The following is a 19089-nucleotide window of genomic DNA, read 5'->3' as shown; positions in this document are numbered from 1 at the left end:
GTGACCTCAGAGGACCCGGTGCACCTTGTGCTGCGCGGCCTGGGCCAGCGGGCGGACCACGAGCCGATCGATGTTGACGTGGTGCGGCCGGGTCGCCGTCCAGGCGATGCAGTCGGCGATGTCCTCGGCGACGAGCGGCTCGGCGACGCCCGCGTATACCGCCGCGGCCTTCTCCGCGTCGCCCTCGAAGCGCTTGAGGGCGAACTCGTCGGTCCTGACCATGCCGGGGTCGATCTCGACGACCCGGATCGGGCGGCCGTTGAGCTCCAGGCGCAGCGTCTCGGCGACCGCGGTCTGGGCGTGCTTGGCCGCCGTGTATCCGCCGCCGCCCTCGTAGACGATCAGGCCCGCGGTCGAGCTCAGCACCACGACCGTGGCCCGGCCGGAGTGCTCCAGCAGCGGCAGGAGGGCCTTGGTGACCCGGACCGTGCCGAGCACGTTGACGTCGAACATCCACTGCCAGTCTGACAGATCGGCGTTCTCCACCGTCTCCGCGCCGATGGCCCCGCCCGCGTTGTTGACCAGCAGTTCGACGATGGCGTTGCGCTCGGCGGCCAGGCGGGCGACGGTGTCGGCGAGGGCGGCGACCGAAGCGTCGGAGGTCACATCGGCGACGACGGCGGTCGCGGAGGCGAGGGTGCCCACCAGGTCCTTGAGCCGGTCCTCGCGGCGGGCGACGGCGACCACGTGGAAGCCCTCGACGTCGAGGCGGCGGGCGGTAGCGGCGCCGATGCCGCTGGAGGCGCCGGTGACGACGGCGATACGAGTAGACATGTGGCCATCCTGCACGAAGTTGCCCGGAACGCAGTGACCAACGCAACGGTGGGTAGACGCCCGCCTACGGGGGAACATGGACGGTTGGGAAGATGTAACCACCCGGCAACAGACAGGAGCACGACGTGGCGCGGGTCGACTCGCTGCACGGCCACACCCCGCAGTCCCGCCGTTCCCTCCCCAGACGCGTCGCCACGCTGTCGGTGCACACCTCGCCGCTGGACCAGCCGGGCACCGGCGACGCCGGCGGGATGAACGTGTACATCGTCGAGGTGGCCGAGCGGCTGGCCCGGGCCGGCGTCGAGGTGGAGATCTTCACCCGGGCCACCACCAGCGAGCTGCCCCCCGTGGTGGAGATGGCACCCGGGGTCCACGTGCGCCACGTTGTCGCCGGGCCGTTCGAGGGGCTGGCGAAGGAGGACCTGCCGGCGCAGCTGTGCGCGTTCACCGGCGGCGTGCTGCGCGCCGAGGCCGCCCGGCCGTCCGGCTGGTACGACCTGGTCCACTCGCACTACTGGCTCTCCGGACAGGTCGGCTGGCTCGCGAAGGACCGCTGGGGCGTGCCGCTGGTGCACACCGCGCACACCCTGGCCAAGGTCAAGAACCAGCTGCTCGCCGACGGGGACAAGCCCGAGCCGATCGCCCGCGTGATCGGCGAGGAGCAGGTGGTGGCGGCCGCCGACGGCCTGGTCGCCAACACGCCGGCCGAGGCCGACGACCTGATCGAGCTGTACTCCGCCGACCCGCGCAAGGTGTCCGTCGTACCGCCGGGCGTGGACCTCGAGCGGTTCGTGCCCCGGCCGCACCGCAAGCTCGCCGCCCGGGAGCGCTTCGGCCTGCCCGCCGACGCGCACATCGTCGCGTTCGCGGGGCGCATCCAGCCGCTCAAGGCGCCCGACGTCCTGCTGCGCGCCGCCGCCGAGCTGCGCGCCCGCGACCCGAAGCTGCTCGTGGTGATCTGCGGCGGGCCCAGCGGCTCGGGGCTGGACCGGCCCACCGCCCTCATGGACCTCGCCCGCGATCTGGGCATCGCCGACATCGTGCGATTCCTGCAGCCCCAGCCGCGCGACGCGCTCGCCGACCTGTTCCGAGCGGTGGACGTCGTCGCGGTGCCGAGCTTCAACGAGTCGTTCGGGCTGGTCGCGATCGAGGCGCAGGCGTGCGGCACGCCGGTCGTCGCGGCGTCCGTCGGCGGGCTGGTGACCGCGGTCCGCGACGGCGTGTCGGGGCTGCTGGTCGGCTCGCACCGGCCGGCGGACTGGGCGGCCGTGCTCGGGCCGCTGCTGGCCGAGCCGGCCCGGCGGGCGGCGCTGTCGCTCGGCGCGGTGCGGCACGCCCGGGAGTTCTCGTGGGCGCACACGGCGAGCGGCCTGCTGGCCGCCTACCGCGACGCGCTGGAGTTCCACCGGGAGGCGGTCGCGGCATGACGGACAGGTCCGAAATCTCCGCGCTCATCGAGCGCGTCGCGGCGGAGCGCGAGATCGCCTGGGACCGCACCGGCGAGCACTCGTACGTCGTGACGCTGCCGGGCACCCACAAGCAGAAGACCAACTGCAACCTCATCGTCGGCGAGCACGCGCTGCGCGTCGAGGCCTTCGTCATGCGCCACCCCGACGAGAACCGCGAGGCCCTCTGGGAGTGGCTGCTGCAGCGCAACGCCCGGATGTACGGCGTCGCCTTCAGCGTCGACGCCAACGGGGACGTCTACCTGGTGGGACGGCTGCCGCTGCACGCCGTGACCGAGGAGGAGCTCGACCGGCTGCTCGGCGCGGTGCTCACGTACGCCGACGAGAGCTTCGACCCGATGCTGGAGATCGGCTTCGGCTCGGCGATCCGCCGCGAGTGGGAGTGGCGCGTCAAGCGCGGCGAGCCGCTGGACAATCTCCGGGCCTTCACGGACTTCGTGAATAGACCCGCTTAGCTACATTGTTGGGAATGATCGAGAGATCTCCCATCGCCAGGCAGCCGCTCGCCTGGAAGCCCGTGGGCGCGGTCGCCGTCGGGGCGGCGCTGATGCTGCTGCTCACCATCAACCGGTATGACTACCATCGCGACGAGTTGTACTTCCGCATGGTCGGCGCGAATCCCAAGTGGGGCTACGTCGACCAGCCTCCGTTCACCCCGCTGATGGTGCGGCTGTGCATCGACATCTTCGGCGACACGGTCTGGGCGATCCGCATCCCGGGCCTGCTGTTCGTCGCGGGCGCCGCGATCCTGCTCGCCCTCGTGGCGCGGGAGGCGGGCGGCGGCGCGCTCGCGCAGACCCTTGCCGCCGCCGGGGTGTGGACCACCTTCCCGCTCGTGGCCGGGCACATCACGCTCACCTCCGCGCCCGACCTGGTGATGTGGCTGCTCGTCATCCTGTGCCTGATGCGCGCCCTGCTGCAGGACCGGCCGCGGTACTTCCTGCTGGCCGGGCTGTTCGCCGGCCTCGCGCTCTACAACAAGCACCTCGTGATCCTGCTGCTGCTGACCTTCGCCGCCGGGCTGCTGATCGCCGGTCCGCGCCGCGTGCTGCTGTCGAAGTGGCTGTGGGCCGGCGCGGCGATCGCGGTCGTGGTCGGGCTGCCCAACCTGCTGTACCAGATCGCCAACGACTTCCCGCAGATCTCCATGGCGAGCGCGCTCGCCGAGAACAAGGGCGACGACGCCCGCATCACGCTGGTGCCGCTGCAGTTGCTGTGGCTCGGCCCGTTCTTCGTACCGGTGTGGGTCGCCGGGATCGTGACCCTGCTGCGCCGGCCCGAACTGCGCCCGGTGCGCGCGCTCGCCGTCGCCTACCCGCTGATGCTCGTGCTGCTGTTCGTGGTCGCCGGCCAGCCGTACTACAGCTTCGGCCTCCTGGCCGCCCTGTTCGCGGTCGGCGCCGTGCCGACCGCGCGCTGGGTCGCCCGCGGCGGCGCACGCCCCTGGCTGCTCGGCGCGGGCGTCGTCGTCAACTGCGGGGTGGCGCTGGTCTCCTCGCTGCCGGTGCTGCCGATCGACGTCGTGGGCCGGACCCCGATCCCGGCGATGAACCAGGGCATCTCGGACGAGATCGGCTGGCCGCGGTACGTGGCCCAGGTCAAGGCGGTCTACGACGACCTGCCGGCCGAAGACAAGCCGCAAACCGTGCTGCTGGCCGGCAACTACGGCGAGGCCGGCTCGCTGGACCGCTACGGCAAGCCGCTCGGCCTGCCCGATGTCTACAGTGGACAGAACGAGCTGTGGTACCTCGGTCCGCCGCCCGAGTCCGCGACGGTCGTGGTGCTCGTCTCGCAGGGCGACCCGACCCGCTCGCCGGCATTCGGCTCGTGCGTGGAGAAGGCCAAGCTCGACAACGGTTACGGCGTCGACAACGAGGAGCAAAAAGCTCGCGTCTTCGTGTGCCGCGACCGGAAGGGCACTTGGGCTGAGCTGTGGCCGAGCCTCCAACATTTCGATTGATTTCGATTATTTCCATTGTGTGAGGGAGCCGACAGTGCGTTTACTTGTCGGTCGATTCGGCCGCCGCGTACCGTCGTCTTTGGATCCGACGATTCCTGAAGTTGGGGAGCGGCGGGGGTGTTCCGGGCCGAAAGGCCCACTCGCGGTGATGTGTCCGGGCGGGGCGCGTCACCGCCAACCGGCGGCACGCGCGGTCTTCGGATCGCAGCAGAGCGGGTGTCGTGGACTGGGGGTGCACGCCACCCGCTGCCGCCGGTGCGAGCGTCGAAAATTAAGGCACGCGTAAAGACGTGCCGGTCTCGATCCCCGTAATTTCCTCGCATGCGAAGCGTGCGCGCGCGTCGTCTGCTGATCGCCGCCCTCCTCCTGCCGGTGCTCGCCGGGTGTGGTGGCAAGGCCGCCAACGGTGAAATCCCGGGCTCGGTCGAGTCGCCGGTCGTGGCGGCCTCCGGGGACCTGGTCGACGCCGCCGGGGACCCCGCGGAGATGGGGACCGGCGGGCTGTCCGCCGCCGGCGCCACGCCGTCCGTCGCGACGACGACGGCCGCGGCCGGGGCGCTCAAGGCGCCGACGCAGACGTTCGCCGTCGAGGTCAGCCAGTTCACCTTCACCCGCTCCGGGCGGACGCTGCGCACGATGGTGCTGTACCCGAAGGCCGCCGGGCGGTTCCCGCTGGTGCTGTGGAGCCACGGGCTGCACGGCTCGCCGGAGGGCTACCAGGGCGTGACCCAGAAGATCGCGGCGGCCGGGTTCGTGGTGGCGGCCCCGGCGTACCCCTTCACCAACGACAAGGCCGACCCGTTCAACCAGAACGACATGGCCAACCAGCCCGCGGACGCCTCGGCCGTCATCACCGAGGTCCTCAAGCTCGACACGCGGGCCGGCTCCCCGCTGGCCGGGCACATCGAGACCTCGCGCGTCGGCGCCGCCGGCCACTCGGCGGGCGGGTACACCACCGCCGGCCTGCTGTCGGGCGGCACTCGGGACGCCCGCCTCAAGGGCGCGATCATCGTCTCGGGCGGCTCGATGGGCGGCAAGCTCTCCGGCGCGGCCACCCCGGTGCTCTTCGTCCACGGCGACGCGGACGCGACCGTGCCGTACAGCAGCGGCCGCTCGCTCTACGACGGCTGCACGTGGCCGAAGGCGTTCCTGACACTGCTCGGCGGCGACCACGGCGCGTCGCTGTGGGGCTCGACCCCGGCCGCGACCGCGGTGAGCCGCACGATGCTCGACTTCTTCCGCTACAGCCTGTACGGCGACTCGGCGGCCCGCTCCCGCCTGCGCGCGGACGCCACGGTGAGCGGCGCGGCGAAGTACGACGGCACGCTCTGAACGACTCGGAAATATCCAGACGCTGGCGCGTCCGGATATTTCCGACATTTCGTAAATGTGCGGTTCGGGGCACGGCGGCGCAAACGCGTCCAGCAGGCCGGTGGGCTCAAGCTGGGCATACGCCAGCGTGGCTCAGGCGCGCGGCGGCGCGAACGCGTCGAGCAGACCGGCGAGGCTCAGGCGCGCGGCAGCGCGAACACGTCCAGCAGGCCGGTGAGCTCGAGCTGGGCGTAGGCGAGCGGGCGCGGGTTGCGCAGCCGCAGCGTGCAGCCCGCGCCGTTCGCGAGCTTCCAGCAGCTCACCAGGGCGCCGATGCCCGCCGAGTCCAGCAGCGTCACCTCGTGCAGATCCAGGACCAGGGCGTCGGGGCGGAAGGTAGGGAGCACGGCACGAACGGCCTCGGTCACCTGCTCCCGGGTGGCGAGGTCCAGTTCGCCGGCGAGCCGGATGACGACCGTGTCCGGCGGCGTGGGCTCCAGGGTCGCGGACAAGCCGTCCAAGTCCCGCCTCCTCCCGTCCGGCACCTCAAGCAGGAACGGCGGCCCTACCCGGCGACGGGCACCGCAAACCTTTCCGCCTTCAGTTGCTCCGCCACCCGGCGCTCGCGCGCGGGCTGGACCAACAGGTGGCCGGCCGCGGCCACCAGGCCGAGGGCGCCGCACACGACCCAGTGCCAGTCGCCGAGGTACTGCAGGCTCACCCCGCCGGCCGCGGGCGCGATGAAGCTCGCCGCCGGGAAGGTCAGGTAGAACACGCTCTGGTACCGCCCGCGCAGCTCCGCCGGGGACAGTTCCGCGATGACGGCGGCGTTCGGCGGGGCGGCGATCATCGAGCCGACGGTCCATACGGTCGCCGCGGCGAGGTAGCCCAGTACACCGTCGGCGAGGGAGACCGCGGCGAAGCCCAGGCCGAGGAAGATGTTGGCGACGGCGAGTGCGGTGCCCTTGCGCCAGCGGTCGATCAGCCGTGGCACGAAGAGCTGGCCGATGACGATGAGCAGCGCGGCGTAGGCGACGACCGCCCCGTAGACCGACGGCCGCAGCCCGTCGGCGGTGATCGCCAGCGGCAGGATCGTCGAGGTCTGCGTGGAAAGGATCGCCAGCAGCAGCGACAGCCCGACAAAGAGCATGTACGCCCGGTCGGTCAGCGCCGTGTGCAGGCCGCCCGAGGGGACCTGCGTGGCCCGCCGGGCCGGTCGGGTCTCGCGCACCTTCCACAGGATCAGCAGCGCCGTCACCAGCGTGCCGCTCGCGTCCACGGCGAACAGCAGCGTGAAGCTCACCTCGGCGAGCGCCCCGGCCAGCACCGACGCGACCGCCATGCCCAGGTTGAACGCCCAGAACTGCAGGTTGAACGCGCGGCTGCGGTCGTCGGCCGGGGTCACGTCGACGATGGCGGCGACGAAGGCCGGGCCGGGCATCGCGTGCATGAGGCCGAGCAGCGCCGCCAGCACGGCGATGGCCGGGATGGGCCGGGCGAGCGTGAGGCCCGCGAGCACGGCCACGGCGCCGAAGTGGGCGAGCAGCAGCGTCGGGCGGCGGCCCCACCGGTCGGCCAGCACGCCGCCGAGCAGCACGCCCGCGATGCCGCCGATGCCGTACACGCCGACCACCAGGCCGGCGACGGGCAGGGCCAGGTGGCGGGCGGAGGTGAGGTACAGCGAAAGGACCAGCGCGACGAAGCCGCCGACGCGATTGATCAGCATGCCGGTCCAGAGGTACCAGTAGAGGCCGGGAAGCCCGCCGATCGTGGACCGGTACCAGTTGCGCACGCGCCAGCTCCTCTTTAGTTAATGTGCTTAACAGTTAGATCTTAACCAGCGCGTTCTCCTCTGCCGCGGTGGCCAGGGCGGCCACCCGCCGTTCGCGCGCGGGCGCGGAGAGCAGGCTCCAGGCCGCGGCGACGAGGGTCGCGCCCAGGCAGCTCAGCCACAGCGCCGTGTTGCCGCCGTGGTCGCTCTCGCGCACCGCGCCGCCCAGCGTGGGTGCGAGGAACGACGCGACCTGCCAGGACAGGCCGAACGCGCCCTGGTACCGCCCGCGCATGGCGACCGGGGACAGGCCGGCGACCAGGGCCGCGTTGGACGGCGCGTTGAGCATCTCGCCGGCGGTCCAGACCAGGACGGTCCCGGCGTACGCGATCGGGGTGTGCGCGAAGGCCGTGAGCCCGAAGCCGACGCCGATCACCACGGCCGACACCGGCATGACCAGCGCGGGGCGGCGGTTGGCCAGCACTCGGCTCACCCCCATCTGCCCGGCCACGATGAGGATGCCGTTGAGCGCGATGACCAGGCCATACGTCCGGGTGGAGAGCCCGTCGGAGATCATTGCCAGCGGCAGCATCGACAGGTGCTGGAGCATGACGAGCGCGATCAGCAGGTTGCAGGCGACGAAGCCGAGGAAGACCCGGTCCCGCAGGATCGTGCGGATGCCGCCCCCTCGCCCGGTCTGGCTCGATGAGCCTTCGTGCTCCCGGGCGTGCTCGACGGACGGGCGGGTCTCGCGGATGCGCCATGCGATCAGCAGTGCGGCGGCCGCGGTGGTGGCAGCGTCGCCGGCGAAGAGCGCGAAGTACCCGGCATTCGCGGCGAAGCCGGCCACGATCGCGGAGATCGCGAAGCCCAGGTTGATCGCCCAGTAGTACGTGCTGAACGCGCGCATCCGCTCGCCGCTCGGCACGATGTCGGCGATCATCGCGGCCAACGCCGGGCGGGCCGCCTCGGCGGCCATCCCGAGCAGCATGGCGGCGACCGTGATCGCGACCGGGCCGCGGACCAGGCCGAGGACGAGCATGAACACGGAAGACGAGCCGAGCGCGAGCAGGGCGGCCGGGCGGCGGCCCCAGTGGTCGGCGAGGTACCCGCCGGCGGTGACGCCGATTGCGCCGCCGACGCCGTAGAGGCCGACCACGAGGCCGGCCGCGGACGCGCTGAAGCCGCGCTGGGTGGTCAGGTAGATGGTCAGGAAGACGATGACGAACCCGCCGGCCCGGTTGACCAGCGTCGCGGTCCACAACACCCAGAACTGACCCGGCAGCCGATGTTTCCCCGTAATGACTGGCACGGTTTCGCATCCTTACACCCGGAGCCGTGTGATGTCGAAGCCATTCGGTGCGGGAGGATGGGTTCATGAGCGGTCCGCAGCGCAGCGGAGGGGCCGCTCATCATAGGCGCAGTCTGGCTCAGGCGGCCGGAGCGAAGCGGAGGACGAATGAGCGAAGTCGGGACACTGGTGCTCTTGCGGCACGGTGAGAGCGAGTGGAACGCCAAAAACCTGTTCACCGGCTGGGTCGACGTGGACCTCAGCGCCCAGGGAGAGGCCGAGGCCCGTCGGGGCGGCGAGCTGATCCGTGAGTCCGGTCTCCTGCCGGATGTGGTGCACACGTCAGTGCTGCGCCGTGCCATCCGTACCAGCGAGATCGCCCTGCACACCGCCGACCGGCACTGGATTCCCGTCCAGCGCAGCTGGCGGCTCAACGAGCGGCACTACGGCGCCCTGCAGGGCAAGAACAAGAAGCAGACGCTGGACGAGTTCGGCGAGGAGCAGTTCATGCTCTGGCGCCGCTCGTACGACACGCCACCGCCGCCCATCGCCGATGACGACGAGTGGTCGCAGGCGGGCGACCCGCGCTACGCGACGCTGCCGCCGGAGCTGCGGCCGAAGACCGAGTGCCTCAAGGACGTCGTCGCGCGGATGCTGCCGTACTGGTACGACCGGATCGTGCCGCAGCTGCTCGACGGCAAGACCGTGCTGGTCGCGGCGCACGGCAACTCGCTGCGCGCGCTCGTGAAGCACCTCGACGGCATCTCCGACGAGGCGATCGCCAAGCTCAACATCCCGACGGGCATCCCGCTGCGGTACGACCTGGACGCCTCGCTCAAGCCGATCACGGCCGGCGGCACGTACCTGGACCCGGAGGCGGCCAAGGAGGCCGCCGCGGCGGTGGCCAACCAGGGCCGGTAGGTCTGCGCTGGTCTTAGTGCGACGAAGGGAGGGGCCAACCAGACCGGTTGGCCCCTCCCTTGCTGTTCACTGCTCGCGGCTATCCAGGTTCTCGCCGGTGACGAGGAACACCACGTGCCGGCCGGCGTTGACGGCGTGGTCGGCGTACCGCTCGTAGAAGCGCCCGAGCAGCGCCGAGTCGACGGCGGCCTCGGTGTCCTCGGTCCACTTCGGCCCGAACATGATCCCGAACAGGTCCGTGTGCAGCTTGTCCATCGCGTCGTCGTCGCGCTCGAGCTGGCCGGCGGCGACCACGTCGAGGTTGGAGATGGCGCTGGAGATCTTGCCGGCGATGCGGTCGGCGACCACGCCCATCTGCTCGAACGTCTCGACCAGCGGCTCCGGCACGGCCCGCGCCGGGTGGCGGCGCAGCGCGGTTTTCGCGACATGGTCGGCCAGGTCGCCCATCCGCTCCAGGTCGGCGGCCAGGTGGAGGGCGGTCAGCACGACCCGCAGATCGGAGGCGACCGGAGCCTGGCGGGCGCACAGGTCGTACACCTTGTCCTCGACCAGCCGGTAGAGCGCGTTGACCTCGGCGTCGCGGGCGATGACCTCTTCCGCGTCCGTCTGGTCGGCGTTGAGCAGGGCATTGGTCGCGCGGCGCATGGCCGAGCGCACCGCGTCGGCCATCCACACCAGCAGCTTGTTGACCTGCAGGAGATCGGCCCGGTATTCGTCGCGCATAGTGCTCCAATCGTTTTGTACCTCACCGTAGGGCCCCAAGCTGGACGAACCGATGAACAGTGACCGCCAGCAGGGTGAACTCTGGGCGTCGTGAGCCCGATTCGTGCCTCTGTGTGCTCTGGATGCGATAACGGGTCTCCTACCATCGGATCGTGGATTGGAAGTTCCGGCAGTCGAGGGCCGAGGGTCCGGCGATGAGCGACGTCCTCGACGTCCTGCAAGTCGGGGTGCTCGTGCTCGACGAGGCCGACAAGCCCGTGCTCGCCAACGCGGCGGCGCGCGAGATGGGCCTCATCCGGCAGCGTCAGGGCGCCGGCACCGCGCCCGCCGACGAGGCGCACACGATCGTGCGCACCCTCGCCGGTCAGGTCCGCCGCACGGGCATCACCCGCGTCGTCGAGCTGGACCTGCCCCGCCTCACGCACGGTGAGCCGCTCGGGGTCAACGTTCGCGCGGTCGCGCTCGACGGCGGGCGGGTCGCGATCGAGGCGGCCGACGTCACCGAGTCCCACCGGGTCGCCCGCGTGCGCCGGGACTTCGTCGCCAACGTGAGCCACGAGCTCAAGACGCCCGTCGGCGCGCTGCAGCTGCTCGCCGAGGCGCTGCTGGACGCCACCGACAAGGACCCGGCCGCCGCCATCCGCTTCGCCGAGCGGATCAAGCACGAGTCATCCCGGCTCGGCCGGCTCGTCTCCGAGCTGCTGGAGCTGTCCCGGCTGCAGGGCGCGGAGCCGCTGCCCGAGCCGGAGCCGGTCGACGTCGACAAGATCACCGCCGAGGTGCTGGACCGGGCCAAGACCCCCGCCTCGGCCAAGAAGATCGAGCTGCGCTTCCAGGGTGTGCGCGGGCTGACCGTCTACGGCAACGAGAACCAGCTCGTGACCGCGGTGGTCAACCTGGTGGAGAACGCCATCGCGTACTCGCCGGAGCAGACCACGGTCACCGTCACCACGAGCGAGGACAATGGCTACGTGGAGATCGCCGTCGCCGACCAGGGCATCGGCATCGAGCCGCGTGACATCGACCGGATCTTCGAGCGGTTCTACCGCGCCGATCGGGCGCGCTCCCGGGCCACCGGCGGCACCGGGCTGGGCCTCGCGATCGTCAAACACATCTCGACCAACCACGGCGGCCGTGTCACGGTGACCAGCGCCGTTGGAGTTGGTTCGACGTTCACGTTGCGGCTGCCCTCGCGTCCGACGGAGGCCGCGTTGTCGCTACCGCCGTCAGTTGAGATCGGAGGGGCCCCATGATCGTTATGCAACAGCAATCTCCAGCCCGCGGTTCGCAGCGCAATGGTGCTCCCCGGCAGCTACGAAAGGACAGCACGTTGGCGCGCGTACTCGTGGTCGAGGATGAAGAGTCGATCTCCGACCCGTTGTCGTACATGCTCCGTCGCGAGGGCTTCGAGGTCTCCATCGCGGCGACCGGCACCGAGGCCCTGACAGAGTTCGACCGCACCGGCGCGGACATCGTCCTGCTCGACCTGATGCTGCCCGAGATGTCGGGCACCGAGGTGTGCCGGCAGATGCGGCAGAAGTCCAACGTCCCGATCATCATGATCACCGCACGGGACAGCGAGATCGACAAGGTGGTCGGCCTGGAGATCGGCGCCGACGACTACGTCACCAAGCCGTACTCGCCGCGCGAGCTGGTGGCCCGCATCCGTGCGGTGCTGCGCCGCCAGGTCGACGCCGTCGGCGAACTGGCCCCGCCGACGCTGTCGGCCGGCCCGGTCCGCATGGACGTCGACCGGCACGTCGTCACCGTCGCCGGCGACGCCGTCCAGCTGCCGCTGAAGGAGTTCGAGCTGCTCGAGCTGCTGCTGCGCAACGCAGGCCGGGTGCTGACCCGCGGCCAGCTGATCGACCGCGTCTGGGGCGCCGACTACGTGGGCGACACCAAGACCCTCGACGTGCACGTCAAGCGGCTGCGCTCGAAGATCGAGCCGGAGCCCTCGGCGCCGCGGTACATCGTCACCGTGCGCGGCCTGGGCTACAAGTTCGAGCCGTAAATCGAGCCGCCTCAGCCGGCATTCGCCACCGATTCGCGGTTACGCCTGCGCTCCTCCATCTCGCGGCGCAGGACGTAACCGCGAATCGCGCGCCCCACGAGCTTGCTCGTCTCATATGTGATGATCACGTCGTAGCTGGCATTTTCGGGATCGCGGCGGACGAACAGGACGGTCCCGCTGAGCGCGATCGTCTCCTGCTCCAGGGACCGACTCCAGCGACCAGCGTGGCGGCTGCTCCCGGCTGAGGCCGACCAGCCGGACGTCGACGGCGGCTACTCCCTGGTGGCCGGGCGCGCCGCTCCCGATCCCGCTCAGACGGGGCGGATGGGGATGAGTTTTCGCGCCGCCGTCGTCGCGGGGTGCTCGGCGATCATGCCCTGGTCGGCGCGCGCCGCGCACAGCTCGGCCAGCCGGGCGTATGCCGCCTTGCCGATCAGCGCCGTCAGCTCCGGCTCGTACTCCTGGTAGAGCCGCTGCGAGCCGACGTGTGCCTCCGGCGACGAGGTGCACCACCAGTGCAGGTCATGGCCGCCCTCGCCCCAGCCGCGGCGGTCGAACTCGCCGAGCGTGGAGACCAGCACCTTGGTGCCGTCCGGGCGCTTGCGCCAGTCCTGGTCGCGGCGGACCGGCAGCTGCCAGCAGACATCCGGCTTGTATTCCAGCGGGTGCACGCCGTCGCGTAGCGCCTGGCCGTGCAGGGCGCAGCCGCCGCCGCCCGGGAAGCCGGGGTCGTTCTGGAAGACGCAGCCGCCGCCCGGGCGGGTCGCGGTGCGCAGGGCCTTGTTCTTGCCGTCGAGGGTGTCCGATTCGGTGTACCGCTTGAAGCCCCGGCGGTAGTACTGCCAGGTTTCCGGGGTCAGCTTCTTCACCGCGGCGCGCACGCGCTCCTGGTCGTCGTCGTCGGTGAAGAAGGCGCCGTGCGAGCAGCAGCCCTCCTCCTCGCGGCCCTCGATGATGCCGTGGCAGCCGCGCCCGTAGACGCACGTCCAGTTGGACAGCAGCCAGGTCAGGTCGGCGCGGATCAGGTGGTCCGCGTCGGCCGGGTCGGCGAACTCGATCCATTCCCGCGGGAAGTCGAGGTCGACCTCGAGGCTGCGCGGGTCGTCCGGGTCTTCGACCTCGACGTGGATGTCCATCTGACGAAGCCTACGCCGTCCTGCACACGGTGCCGAAACCCCACGCGGCTACCTTTACCGGATGCGACTCGGCGTGCTCGATGTGGGCTCCAACACGGTCCATCTCCTCCTGGTCGACGCACACCACGGCGCACACCCCTGGCCGGCCCACTCGCAGAAGGCCGAACTGCGCCTCGCCGAGCGCATCGGCAAGGACGGCGAGCTCAGCAAGGCCGGCGCGGACAGCCTGATCGCCAGCGTGGCGCAGGCCCGCGACGCCGCCGCCAAGCTGGAGACCGACGACCTGCTCGCGTTCGCCACGTCCGCGGTGCGCGACGCGAAGAACTCGGCCCGCGTGCTCAGGCGCGTGCGCGAGGAGACCGGCGTCGACCTGCAGGTGCTCTCCGGCGAGGCCGAGGCCATCATGACGTTCCTGGCCGTGCGCCGCTGGTTCGGCTGGTCGGCCGGCCGGCTGCTCGTGATGGACATCGGCGGCGGGTCTCTCGAGCTGGCGGCGGGCATCGACGAGGAGCCGGACGTGGCGATGTCGGTGCCGCTCGGCGTCGGCCGGCTGACCCGCGATCGCCTGCACGGGGACCCGCCGACGGCGGCCTCGGTCGATGCGCTGTGGGAGTACGCCGAGGCGGAGGTGGCCAAGACCGCAAAGCGCCTCGTGGACAGCGGGTGGGACCGCCCGGTCGCCACCTCGAAGACCTTCCGCACCCTGGCGCGTCTCGCCGGGGCCGCGCCGTCGAGCGCCGGTCCGCGGGTGCCGCGGCGGCTCAGCCGTACCGGACTCCATCAGGTCCTGTCCTTCATCCGGCGGATGCCGTCGGCCGCGCTCGCCGAGATCGACGGCGTCAGCCCGGGCCGGGCACACCAGATCCTGGCCGGGGCCGTGGTGGCTGAGGTCACCATGCGGATCCTCGGCATCGACGAGGTCCAGATCTGCCCCTGGGCCCTGCGCGAAGGGGTGATTCTTCGCCGGCTGGAAGTGCTGGAGTCGAGTTGATCGACAAGAAACGCTACCTGGATGGGGCTAGCCTGGTGGTGTGAGTCGCCAAGTACCGGTCCTGCTGTCCACCTCCTCCGTCTTCCCCGAGCCCACCGCGGCCGGCTTCGAGATGGCCGCCGTGCTCGGCTACGACGGTGTCGAGGTCATGGTCTGGGCCGACGCGGTGAGCCAGGACACGGGCGCGCTCGCCGGGCTCTCCAAGCACTACGACGTGCCGGTGCTGTCCGTGCACGCGCCCTGCCTCATGGTCACCCAGCGGGTGTGGAGCCCCGATCCGTGGGAGCGGCTGCGCCGGGCCGCCGAGCTCGCCAACGCCCTGGGCGCGCCGATCGTCGTCGTCCACCCGCCCTTCGCCTGGCAGCGCGAATACGCGCGCACCTTCCAGTCCGGCCTCCTGCGCCTGGGCCGGCAGTTTCCGGGCATCCGCTTCGCGGTGGAGAACATGTTCCCGCTGCGCGGCGTGGGCCGCGAGTTCGTGCCATACGCTCCGGGCTGGGATCCGACGCTGACCGGGTTCGACGCCTACACGCTCGACCTGTCGCACTGCGCCGCGTCGCGGACGGACGCCATCGCGCTGGCCGACACGATGGCCGGCAACCTGGCCCACGTCCACCTGGGCGACGGCACCGGCAAGGGCCGCGACGAGCACCTGGTGCCGGGCCGCGGCACGCAGCCGTGCGCCCAGCTGCTGGCGTCGCTGGAGTCACGCGGCTTCACCGGCTCGGTGGCGGTCGAGGTGGGGACGCGCAGGGCCGGCAGCCGCGGCGAGCGGGAGGCGGACCTGGCGGAGGCGCTGCGGTTCGCGCGGCAGCACCTGGCCGCGCCCTCCCCGGTCGCCTGAGCCCGCTGCCACCTCGCCGTCCGAACTCCGGCCTGGCCCGGAACGTTCGCCATGATCGCGGAGTCCAAACGTACACGGAGCGGCACGTTCACTCCGTGATCAGCGCTGTGGTGGGCGGCGCGCTCGCGACGCCCCAAGCGGCGTAGGCGCGACGCCCCAAGCGGCGCAGGCCGACTGCCCGGAGCGTCGCGCCGCCAGTACGGACATTTACGAAATATCGGATAAATCCGGGCGCGAAGCGTCTGGATTTATCCCGTATCCGCGCCGCAGCTGCGCCAGGCTCGCGCGGACCGCGAGCGGGCGGCGCCCCGCAGGGGGTGAGAGCGCGCAGCCCCGGCCGCGAGTGAATCGCGCGGGCCGGGGCCGCCGAAAGTCGACGATCAGATCTTGCGGACGGACTCGGCCTGGGGGCCCTTGGGACCCTGCTTGATCTCGAATTCGACGCGCTGGTTCTCTTCGAGGCTGCGATAGCCGTCGGCGACGATCGCGGAGAAGTGGACGAAGACGTCGTTGCCGCCGTCCACGCTGATGAAGCCGAAGCCCTTCTCAGCGTTGAACCACTTCACGGTTCCCTGGGCCATGGTGCTGTTTCTCCTTCGTAGGGCGTTGTGATCCGGTGACGTACCCCGGTGTCGGGGGCCGGTCGACGAAACACGTCGGCGGCCCCGCATCGCCCAACCCCGCGTGTCCGACTTATCGGACGCGCGGTAAAGCGAACCACATGACGCAAGATATGCCGAACTTACCGGCGTCGGGGTGGTTTTCCGGAGTTAGGCGGTCACTACCGCCCGATCGGAGTCGTCCACCGGGATTTGGGCCGTGGGCAGCGCAGCCGTCTCGGCGGCGCGCTTGCGGGCCCGGTGTGCCGCGACGTGCGACCGGGTGGCGCAGCGCTCCGAGCAGAAGCGGCGGCAGCAGTTCGAGGACGTGTCCAGGTAGACGTTGCCGCAGCGCTCGTCCGCGCAGACGCCGAAACGCGTGCTGCCGTGCTCGCACAGCCACACGGCCAGGCCCCACGCGGCCCCGGCGAGCAGCTCCGAGCTCACCGACGAGCCCCGGCCGGTCACGTGCATGTGCCAGTCGTGGGTGTCGTGGCCGGAGATGCGCGGCTGCATCGGATAGGCCTCGAGCAGCGCGTTGAGCTCGGCGACGGCGGCCACGTCCCGGCCGGAGGAGCCGTGCTCGAACACCTCCCGGAGTCGTTTGCGGGCGCGCCGGAAGGCGATCAGGTCGCGTTCCGTCGCCTCCGCGGTCTGCCAACTGTCCTCGCCGAAGAGAGCGACGAGGTCCTGCATGCTTTCGAGCGGCGCGTTGACGATGTCGACGGCGGTCCGCGCATACGCGTCGAAGTCCACCCGACCAAGGTAGTCAAGAAATGCCACAGTGGCGACCAGGCGTCACCGGACGTCTGCGGTTCTGTCTACGCTCGGCTCATGCTCAGATCGGTCATCCTCGCCGCCGCCCGCTCGAACAGGGTCGAGCGGCTCGTTGAAACCGCCCCGGTCAGCCGCAGTATCGTGCGCCGCTTCATCGCCGGGGAGCACGCGGACGACGCGCTACAGCGCACCCGCGAGCTGGCCGCGGACGGCCTCGCCGTCACGATCGACTACCTGGGGGAGGACACCACCAACCCGCACCAGGCCGAGGCGACCCGGGACGAGTACCTCAAGCTGCTCGACGCCCTGCAAGCCGCCGAGCTGACCCCCGCAGCCGAGGTCAGCCTGAAACTGTCCGCGCTCGGCCAGGTCTTCGACGAGAAGATCGCATACGAGCACGCCCGCGCGATCTGCGCCAAGGCCAGCGAGGCGGGCACCACGGTCACCCTGGACGCCGAGGACCACACCACCACCGACTCGACCCTGGAGGTGCTGGCCCGGCTGCGCGGCGAGTTTCCGACCACGGGCGCGGTGCTCCAGGCGTACCTGCGCCGGACCGAGGCCGACTGCCGGGAGCTCGCGGTCGAGGGCTCGCGGGTCCGGCTGTGCAAGGGCGCCTACAAGGAGCCCGAGTCGGTGGCGTACCAGAGCCGCCTGGACGTCGACAAGTCGTACGTGCGCTGCCTCAACGTGCTCATGTCCGGCGGCGGATACCCGATGGTCGCCACCCACGACCCCCGCCTGGTGGCCATCGGCGAGGACCGTGCCAGGTGGTTCGAGCGCAGCCCGGACGAGTTCGAGTTCCAGATGCTCTACGGCGTGCGCCCCGAGGAGCAGCTGCGCCTCGCCCGGCTGGGCTACACGGTTCGGGTCTACCTGCCGTACGGAACGCAGTGGTACGCGTACATGATGCGCCGCCTCGCGGAGCGCCCGGCGAACGTCGGATTCCTGGCCAGGGCCCTGCGCTCGCGCGGTTAGTCCCACATCGCGCCGGATCCCGTCCGTATGGGCGACGCGACGGCTTGACCGGGTCGCGTACGTTCCGGCAGTGATGGATGGGGATGGGTGGCGACACGCGGGCGCATCGAACGCCACCGAGAGCGACCAGCCGTCCCTTCCGCACCAGCGCGCACTCGGGCCCTGGCGGCCGACGCCGCCTTCCGGGTTTCAGGTGTACCGCGAGCAGGCCCCCGCGCCGCGCGGCGGGACGGTCTTCCGCGTCGTCATGATCGCCGCGCTCGCCGTCCTGCTGCTCGCGCCGACGGCCGCCCTCGCCTACACCGCGGTCCGTGACGAGCGCGTCACCATTACGGCCGGGCGGGAGCTGCCCAGCGCGGGTGGCTACGGGGCGGGCGGCCAGGCCAACCCGTCGGTCGGTCGCTCGCCGGGCCCGGGCGCGAGCCGCCGGCCGGCGCCGACCACCGTCGACGGCAAGATCCGGCTGGCCCTCGAGGAGCAGGGCGCCGCGCTGCTGGCCGGCGACGAGGACGCGTTCCTCACGGTCGTGGACCCGTCCGCGGCCGCGCTGCGCGAGGACCTGGCCCGCCGGTTCGGCTCGCTGCGGCAGCTGCAGGTCAAACTCTGGCAGCCGGTGCCCGAGGGCCGGCCGAAGACCGAGGCCGGGGGCACCGCGACGGTGACCGTCCTGGTGAAGTACTGCTTCGTCGTCCCCACCTGCGACCCGATGAGCCTGGAGACCACCACGCGGTGGAACGTCTCCGGACGGTCGCCGACGCTGCTGGAGTTCGGCGTCGCCAAGAACCTCGGGCCCCGCCCGTGGGAGGTCAGCGAGCTGCGCAGCGCGGTCGGCGGCCGGGTGGTGATGTCGACGACCGCGAGGTATGCCTCCCGGCTGCCGTCGATGCTCGCCGCCGCGGAGAAGGCCGCCGCGCTCACCGACAAGTTCGCCCGTTGGGGGGAGCCGCCGGCGCGGTACGTCGTCTACCTGGCCGGCCCCGACGAGTGGTCCGCCTGGTACGGGATCAAGCAGGAGCCCTGGGTCGCCGGCTTCGCGCTGCCGCTGACGGCGACCGTGACCGAGATCGTGCTCAACGCCTCGCGGGTGGACACCAGGCAGACCCTCGACGTGCTGCGCCACGAGTTCACGCACGTCGTGACGCTGGCCGGGGTCGACAAAGCGTACGAACACACGTGGTGGCTGGTCGAGGGCATCGCGGAGTACGTGCGGGTCAAGGGCAGCGGCAAGCCGTTCGACGGGGTCGGCGACGTGCGCACCTACGTGCGCAGCGGGCACTGGAAGGGCGAGATCGCCATGGACGACCCGCCCGACGGGTCGAGCACCGCCGACGTGAGCGGCCGCTACGGCGTGGCGTACCTGTCGCTGCAGCGCCTCGCCGACCGCTTCGGCGAGGACCGGCTGCTGGACTTCTTCGACTACGCCGCCCGCCAGGGCCTCACGCTCGCCGACGCCGCGCCCAAGGCGTTCGGCCTGAGCTGGGACGACGTCGAGGCGGACTGCGTGCGAAACGTCCGGGGCCACGTCTGACACGG

General features: G+C 71.3%; 18 protein-coding genes and 1 pseudogene. 11 read left to right on the top strand and 8 right to left on the bottom strand.

All coding sequences use genetic code 11. The features are described 5' to 3' along the window. Nucleotides 1-6: 6 nt before the first annotated feature. The gene (locus tag ACGFI8_RS06045; protein ID WP_392800612.1) at nucleotides 7-774 is read right to left on the bottom strand and encodes an SDR family oxidoreductase; all 768 of its coding nucleotides are present in this window, start codon (nucleotides 772-774) and stop codon (nucleotides 7-9) included. Nucleotides 775-899: 125 nt separating this feature from the next. On the opposite strand from ACGFI8_RS06045, the gene mshA reads away from it, so the two are divergent. The 4 genes from mshA to ACGFI8_RS06025 all read left to right on the top strand — a co-directional run bounded on the left by mshA (nucleotide 900) and on the right by ACGFI8_RS06025 (nucleotide 5532). Further along, the gene (gene mshA, locus ACGFI8_RS06040; protein ID WP_392800609.1) at nucleotides 900-2201 is read left to right on the top strand and encodes a D-inositol-3-phosphate glycosyltransferase; all 1302 of its coding nucleotides are present in this window, start codon (nucleotides 900-902) and stop codon (nucleotides 2199-2201) included. Beyond that, nucleotides 2198-2695 carry a YbjN domain-containing protein gene (locus ACGFI8_RS06035; RefSeq protein ID WP_392800607.1) on the top strand — a complete coding sequence of 166 codons (498 nt, stop codon included), beginning with the start codon at nucleotides 2198-2200 and terminating at the stop codon, nucleotides 2693-2695. The genes mshA and ACGFI8_RS06035 overlap by 4 nt, the downstream gene beginning before the upstream one ends. A 14-nt stretch (nucleotides 2696-2709) precedes the next feature. Then, nucleotides 2710-4200: an ArnT family glycosyltransferase gene (locus tag ACGFI8_RS06030; RefSeq protein ID WP_392800604.1), complete on the top strand. Its 1491-nt coding sequence runs from the start codon at nucleotides 2710-2712 to the stop codon at nucleotides 4198-4200. Between the two features lie 330 nt (nucleotides 4201-4530). After that, nucleotides 4531-5532, top strand: coding sequence for an alpha/beta hydrolase family protein (locus tag ACGFI8_RS06025; RefSeq protein WP_392800602.1), 1002 nt, complete (start codon nucleotides 4531-4533; stop codon nucleotides 5530-5532). Nucleotides 5533-5708: 176 nt separating this feature from the next. Here the strand turns inward: ACGFI8_RS06025 and ACGFI8_RS06020 are convergent, their stop codons facing one another. From ACGFI8_RS06020 to ACGFI8_RS06010, 3 genes are read right to left on the bottom strand one after another with little or no spacing between them, the layout of a single operon-like run. Further along, nucleotides 5709-6032, bottom strand: a complete 324-nt coding sequence (locus tag ACGFI8_RS06020; protein WP_392800599.1) for an STAS domain-containing protein — start codon at nucleotides 6030-6032, stop codon at nucleotides 5709-5711. Nucleotides 6033-6076: 44 nt separating this feature from the next. Next, on the bottom strand, nucleotides 6077-7303 hold the full coding sequence (locus ACGFI8_RS06015; protein WP_392800597.1) for an MDR family MFS transporter: 1227 nt from the start codon (nucleotides 7301-7303) through the stop codon (nucleotides 6077-6079). A gap of 34 nt (nucleotides 7304-7337) precedes the next feature. Beyond that, nucleotides 7338-8594: an MDR family MFS transporter gene (locus tag ACGFI8_RS06010; protein ID WP_392800595.1), complete on the bottom strand. Its 1257-nt coding sequence runs from the start codon at nucleotides 8592-8594 to the stop codon at nucleotides 7338-7340. A gap of 147 nt (nucleotides 8595-8741) precedes the next feature. On the opposite strand from ACGFI8_RS06010, the gene ACGFI8_RS06005 reads away from it, so the two are divergent. After that, the gene (locus tag ACGFI8_RS06005) at nucleotides 8742-9494 is read left to right on the top strand and encodes a phosphoglyceromutase (RefSeq protein WP_392800592.1); all 753 of its coding nucleotides are present in this window, start codon (nucleotides 8742-8744) and stop codon (nucleotides 9492-9494) included. 66 nt (nucleotides 9495-9560) lie between these two features. On the opposite strand, the gene phoU is transcribed toward ACGFI8_RS06005, so the two are convergent. After that, nucleotides 9561-10217: a phosphate signaling complex protein PhoU gene (gene phoU / locus ACGFI8_RS06000; protein WP_392800589.1), complete on the bottom strand. Its 657-nt coding sequence runs from the start codon at nucleotides 10215-10217 to the stop codon at nucleotides 9561-9563. A gap of 206 nt (nucleotides 10218-10423) precedes the next feature. On the opposite strand from phoU, the pseudogene ACGFI8_RS05995 reads away from it, so the two are divergent. Further along, nucleotides 10424-11470: pseudogene (locus ACGFI8_RS05995) on the top strand (sensor histidine kinase); the annotation flags it as partial. 77 nt (nucleotides 11471-11547) lie between these two features. Next, entirely contained in the window at nucleotides 11548-12231 is a 684-nt protein-coding gene (locus ACGFI8_RS05990) for a response regulator transcription factor (protein WP_345123903.1), read from the top strand. A gap of 311 nt (nucleotides 12232-12542) precedes the next feature. On the opposite strand, the gene ACGFI8_RS05985 is transcribed toward ACGFI8_RS05990, so the two are convergent. Continuing rightward, nucleotides 12543-13367 (bottom strand): hypothetical protein, encoded by an 825-nt coding sequence (locus tag ACGFI8_RS05985; protein ID WP_392800586.1) that lies wholly within the window; start codon nucleotides 13365-13367, stop codon nucleotides 12543-12545. A 61-nt stretch (nucleotides 13368-13428) separates the two neighbouring features. Between ACGFI8_RS05985 and ACGFI8_RS05980 the strand changes: the two genes are divergently transcribed. After that, nucleotides 13429-14358 carry a Ppx/GppA phosphatase family protein gene (locus ACGFI8_RS05980; protein ID WP_392800583.1) on the top strand — a complete coding sequence of 310 codons (930 nt, stop codon included), beginning with the start codon at nucleotides 13429-13431 and terminating at the stop codon, nucleotides 14356-14358. Nucleotides 14359-14398: 40 nt separating this feature from the next. Continuing rightward, nucleotides 14399-15202, top strand: coding sequence for a sugar phosphate isomerase/epimerase family protein (locus ACGFI8_RS05975; protein WP_392800580.1), 804 nt, complete (start codon nucleotides 14399-14401; stop codon nucleotides 15200-15202). Between the two features lie 380 nt (nucleotides 15203-15582). Here the strand turns inward: ACGFI8_RS05975 and ACGFI8_RS05970 are convergent, their stop codons facing one another. Together ACGFI8_RS05970 and ACGFI8_RS05965 are read right to left on the bottom strand one after the other, a co-directional pair. After that, nucleotides 15583-15783, bottom strand: coding sequence for a cold-shock protein (locus ACGFI8_RS05970; protein ID WP_344618099.1), 201 nt, complete (start codon nucleotides 15781-15783; stop codon nucleotides 15583-15585). 189 nt (nucleotides 15784-15972) lie between these two features. Next, the gene (locus ACGFI8_RS05965; RefSeq protein ID WP_392800577.1) at nucleotides 15973-16557 is read right to left on the bottom strand and encodes a CGNR zinc finger domain-containing protein; all 585 of its coding nucleotides are present in this window, start codon (nucleotides 16555-16557) and stop codon (nucleotides 15973-15975) included. A 78-nt stretch (nucleotides 16558-16635) separates the two neighbouring features. Here ACGFI8_RS05965 and ACGFI8_RS05960 point away from each other — a divergent pair, with 78 nt between their 5' ends. Both ACGFI8_RS05960 and ACGFI8_RS05955 read left to right on the top strand, forming a co-directional pair. Beyond that, the gene (locus ACGFI8_RS05960) at nucleotides 16636-17556 is read left to right on the top strand and encodes a proline dehydrogenase family protein (RefSeq protein ID WP_392800574.1); all 921 of its coding nucleotides are present in this window, start codon (nucleotides 16636-16638) and stop codon (nucleotides 17554-17556) included. Nucleotides 17557-17749: 193 nt separating this feature from the next. Next, entirely contained in the window at nucleotides 17750-19084 is a 1335-nt protein-coding gene (locus ACGFI8_RS05955; protein ID WP_392800572.1) for a basic secretory protein-like protein, read from the top strand. Nucleotides 19085-19089 lie beyond the last annotated feature (5 nt).

This window comes from Dactylosporangium sp. NPDC048998, assembly GCF_043197855.1.
Classification (GTDB): domain Bacteria; phylum Actinomycetota; class Actinomycetes; order Mycobacteriales; family Micromonosporaceae; genus Dactylosporangium.
Note: the sequence above shows the minus strand (reverse complement) of the source record. Positions and strands in the feature narration are given on the sequence as shown.

Bases quoted from the DNA above. Each gene is read 5' to 3' on its own strand.
- ACGFI8_RS06045 (WP_392800612.1), bottom strand. From the start codon at position 774: ATGTCTACTCGTATCGCCGTCGTCACCGGCGCCTCCAGCGGCATCGGC.
- ACGFI8_RS06035 (WP_392800607.1), top strand. From the start codon at position 2,198: ATGACGGACAGGTCCGAAATCTCCGCGCTCATCGAGCGCGTCGCGGCG.
- ACGFI8_RS06030 (WP_392800604.1), top strand. From the start codon at position 2,710: ATGATCGAGAGATCTCCCATCGCCAGGCAGCCGCTCGCCTGGAAGCCC.
- ACGFI8_RS06005 (WP_392800592.1), top strand. From the start codon at position 8,742: ATGAGCGAAGTCGGGACACTGGTGCTCTTGCGGCACGGTGAGAGCGAG.
- phoU (WP_392800589.1), bottom strand. From the start codon at position 10,217: ATGCGCGACGAATACCGGGCCGATCTCCTGCAGGTCAACAAGCTGCTG.
- ACGFI8_RS05985 (WP_392800586.1), bottom strand. From the start codon at position 13,367: ATGGACATCCACGTCGAGGTCGAAGACCCGGACGACCCGCGCAGCCTC.
- ACGFI8_RS05980 (WP_392800583.1), top strand. From the start codon at position 13,429: ATGCGACTCGGCGTGCTCGATGTGGGCTCCAACACGGTCCATCTCCTC.
- ACGFI8_RS05970 (WP_344618099.1), bottom strand. From the start codon at position 15,783: ATGGCCCAGGGAACCGTGAAGTGGTTCAACGCTGAGAAGGGCTTCGGC.
- ACGFI8_RS05960 (WP_392800574.1), top strand. From the start codon at position 16,636: ATGCTCAGATCGGTCATCCTCGCCGCCGCCCGCTCGAACAGGGTCGAG.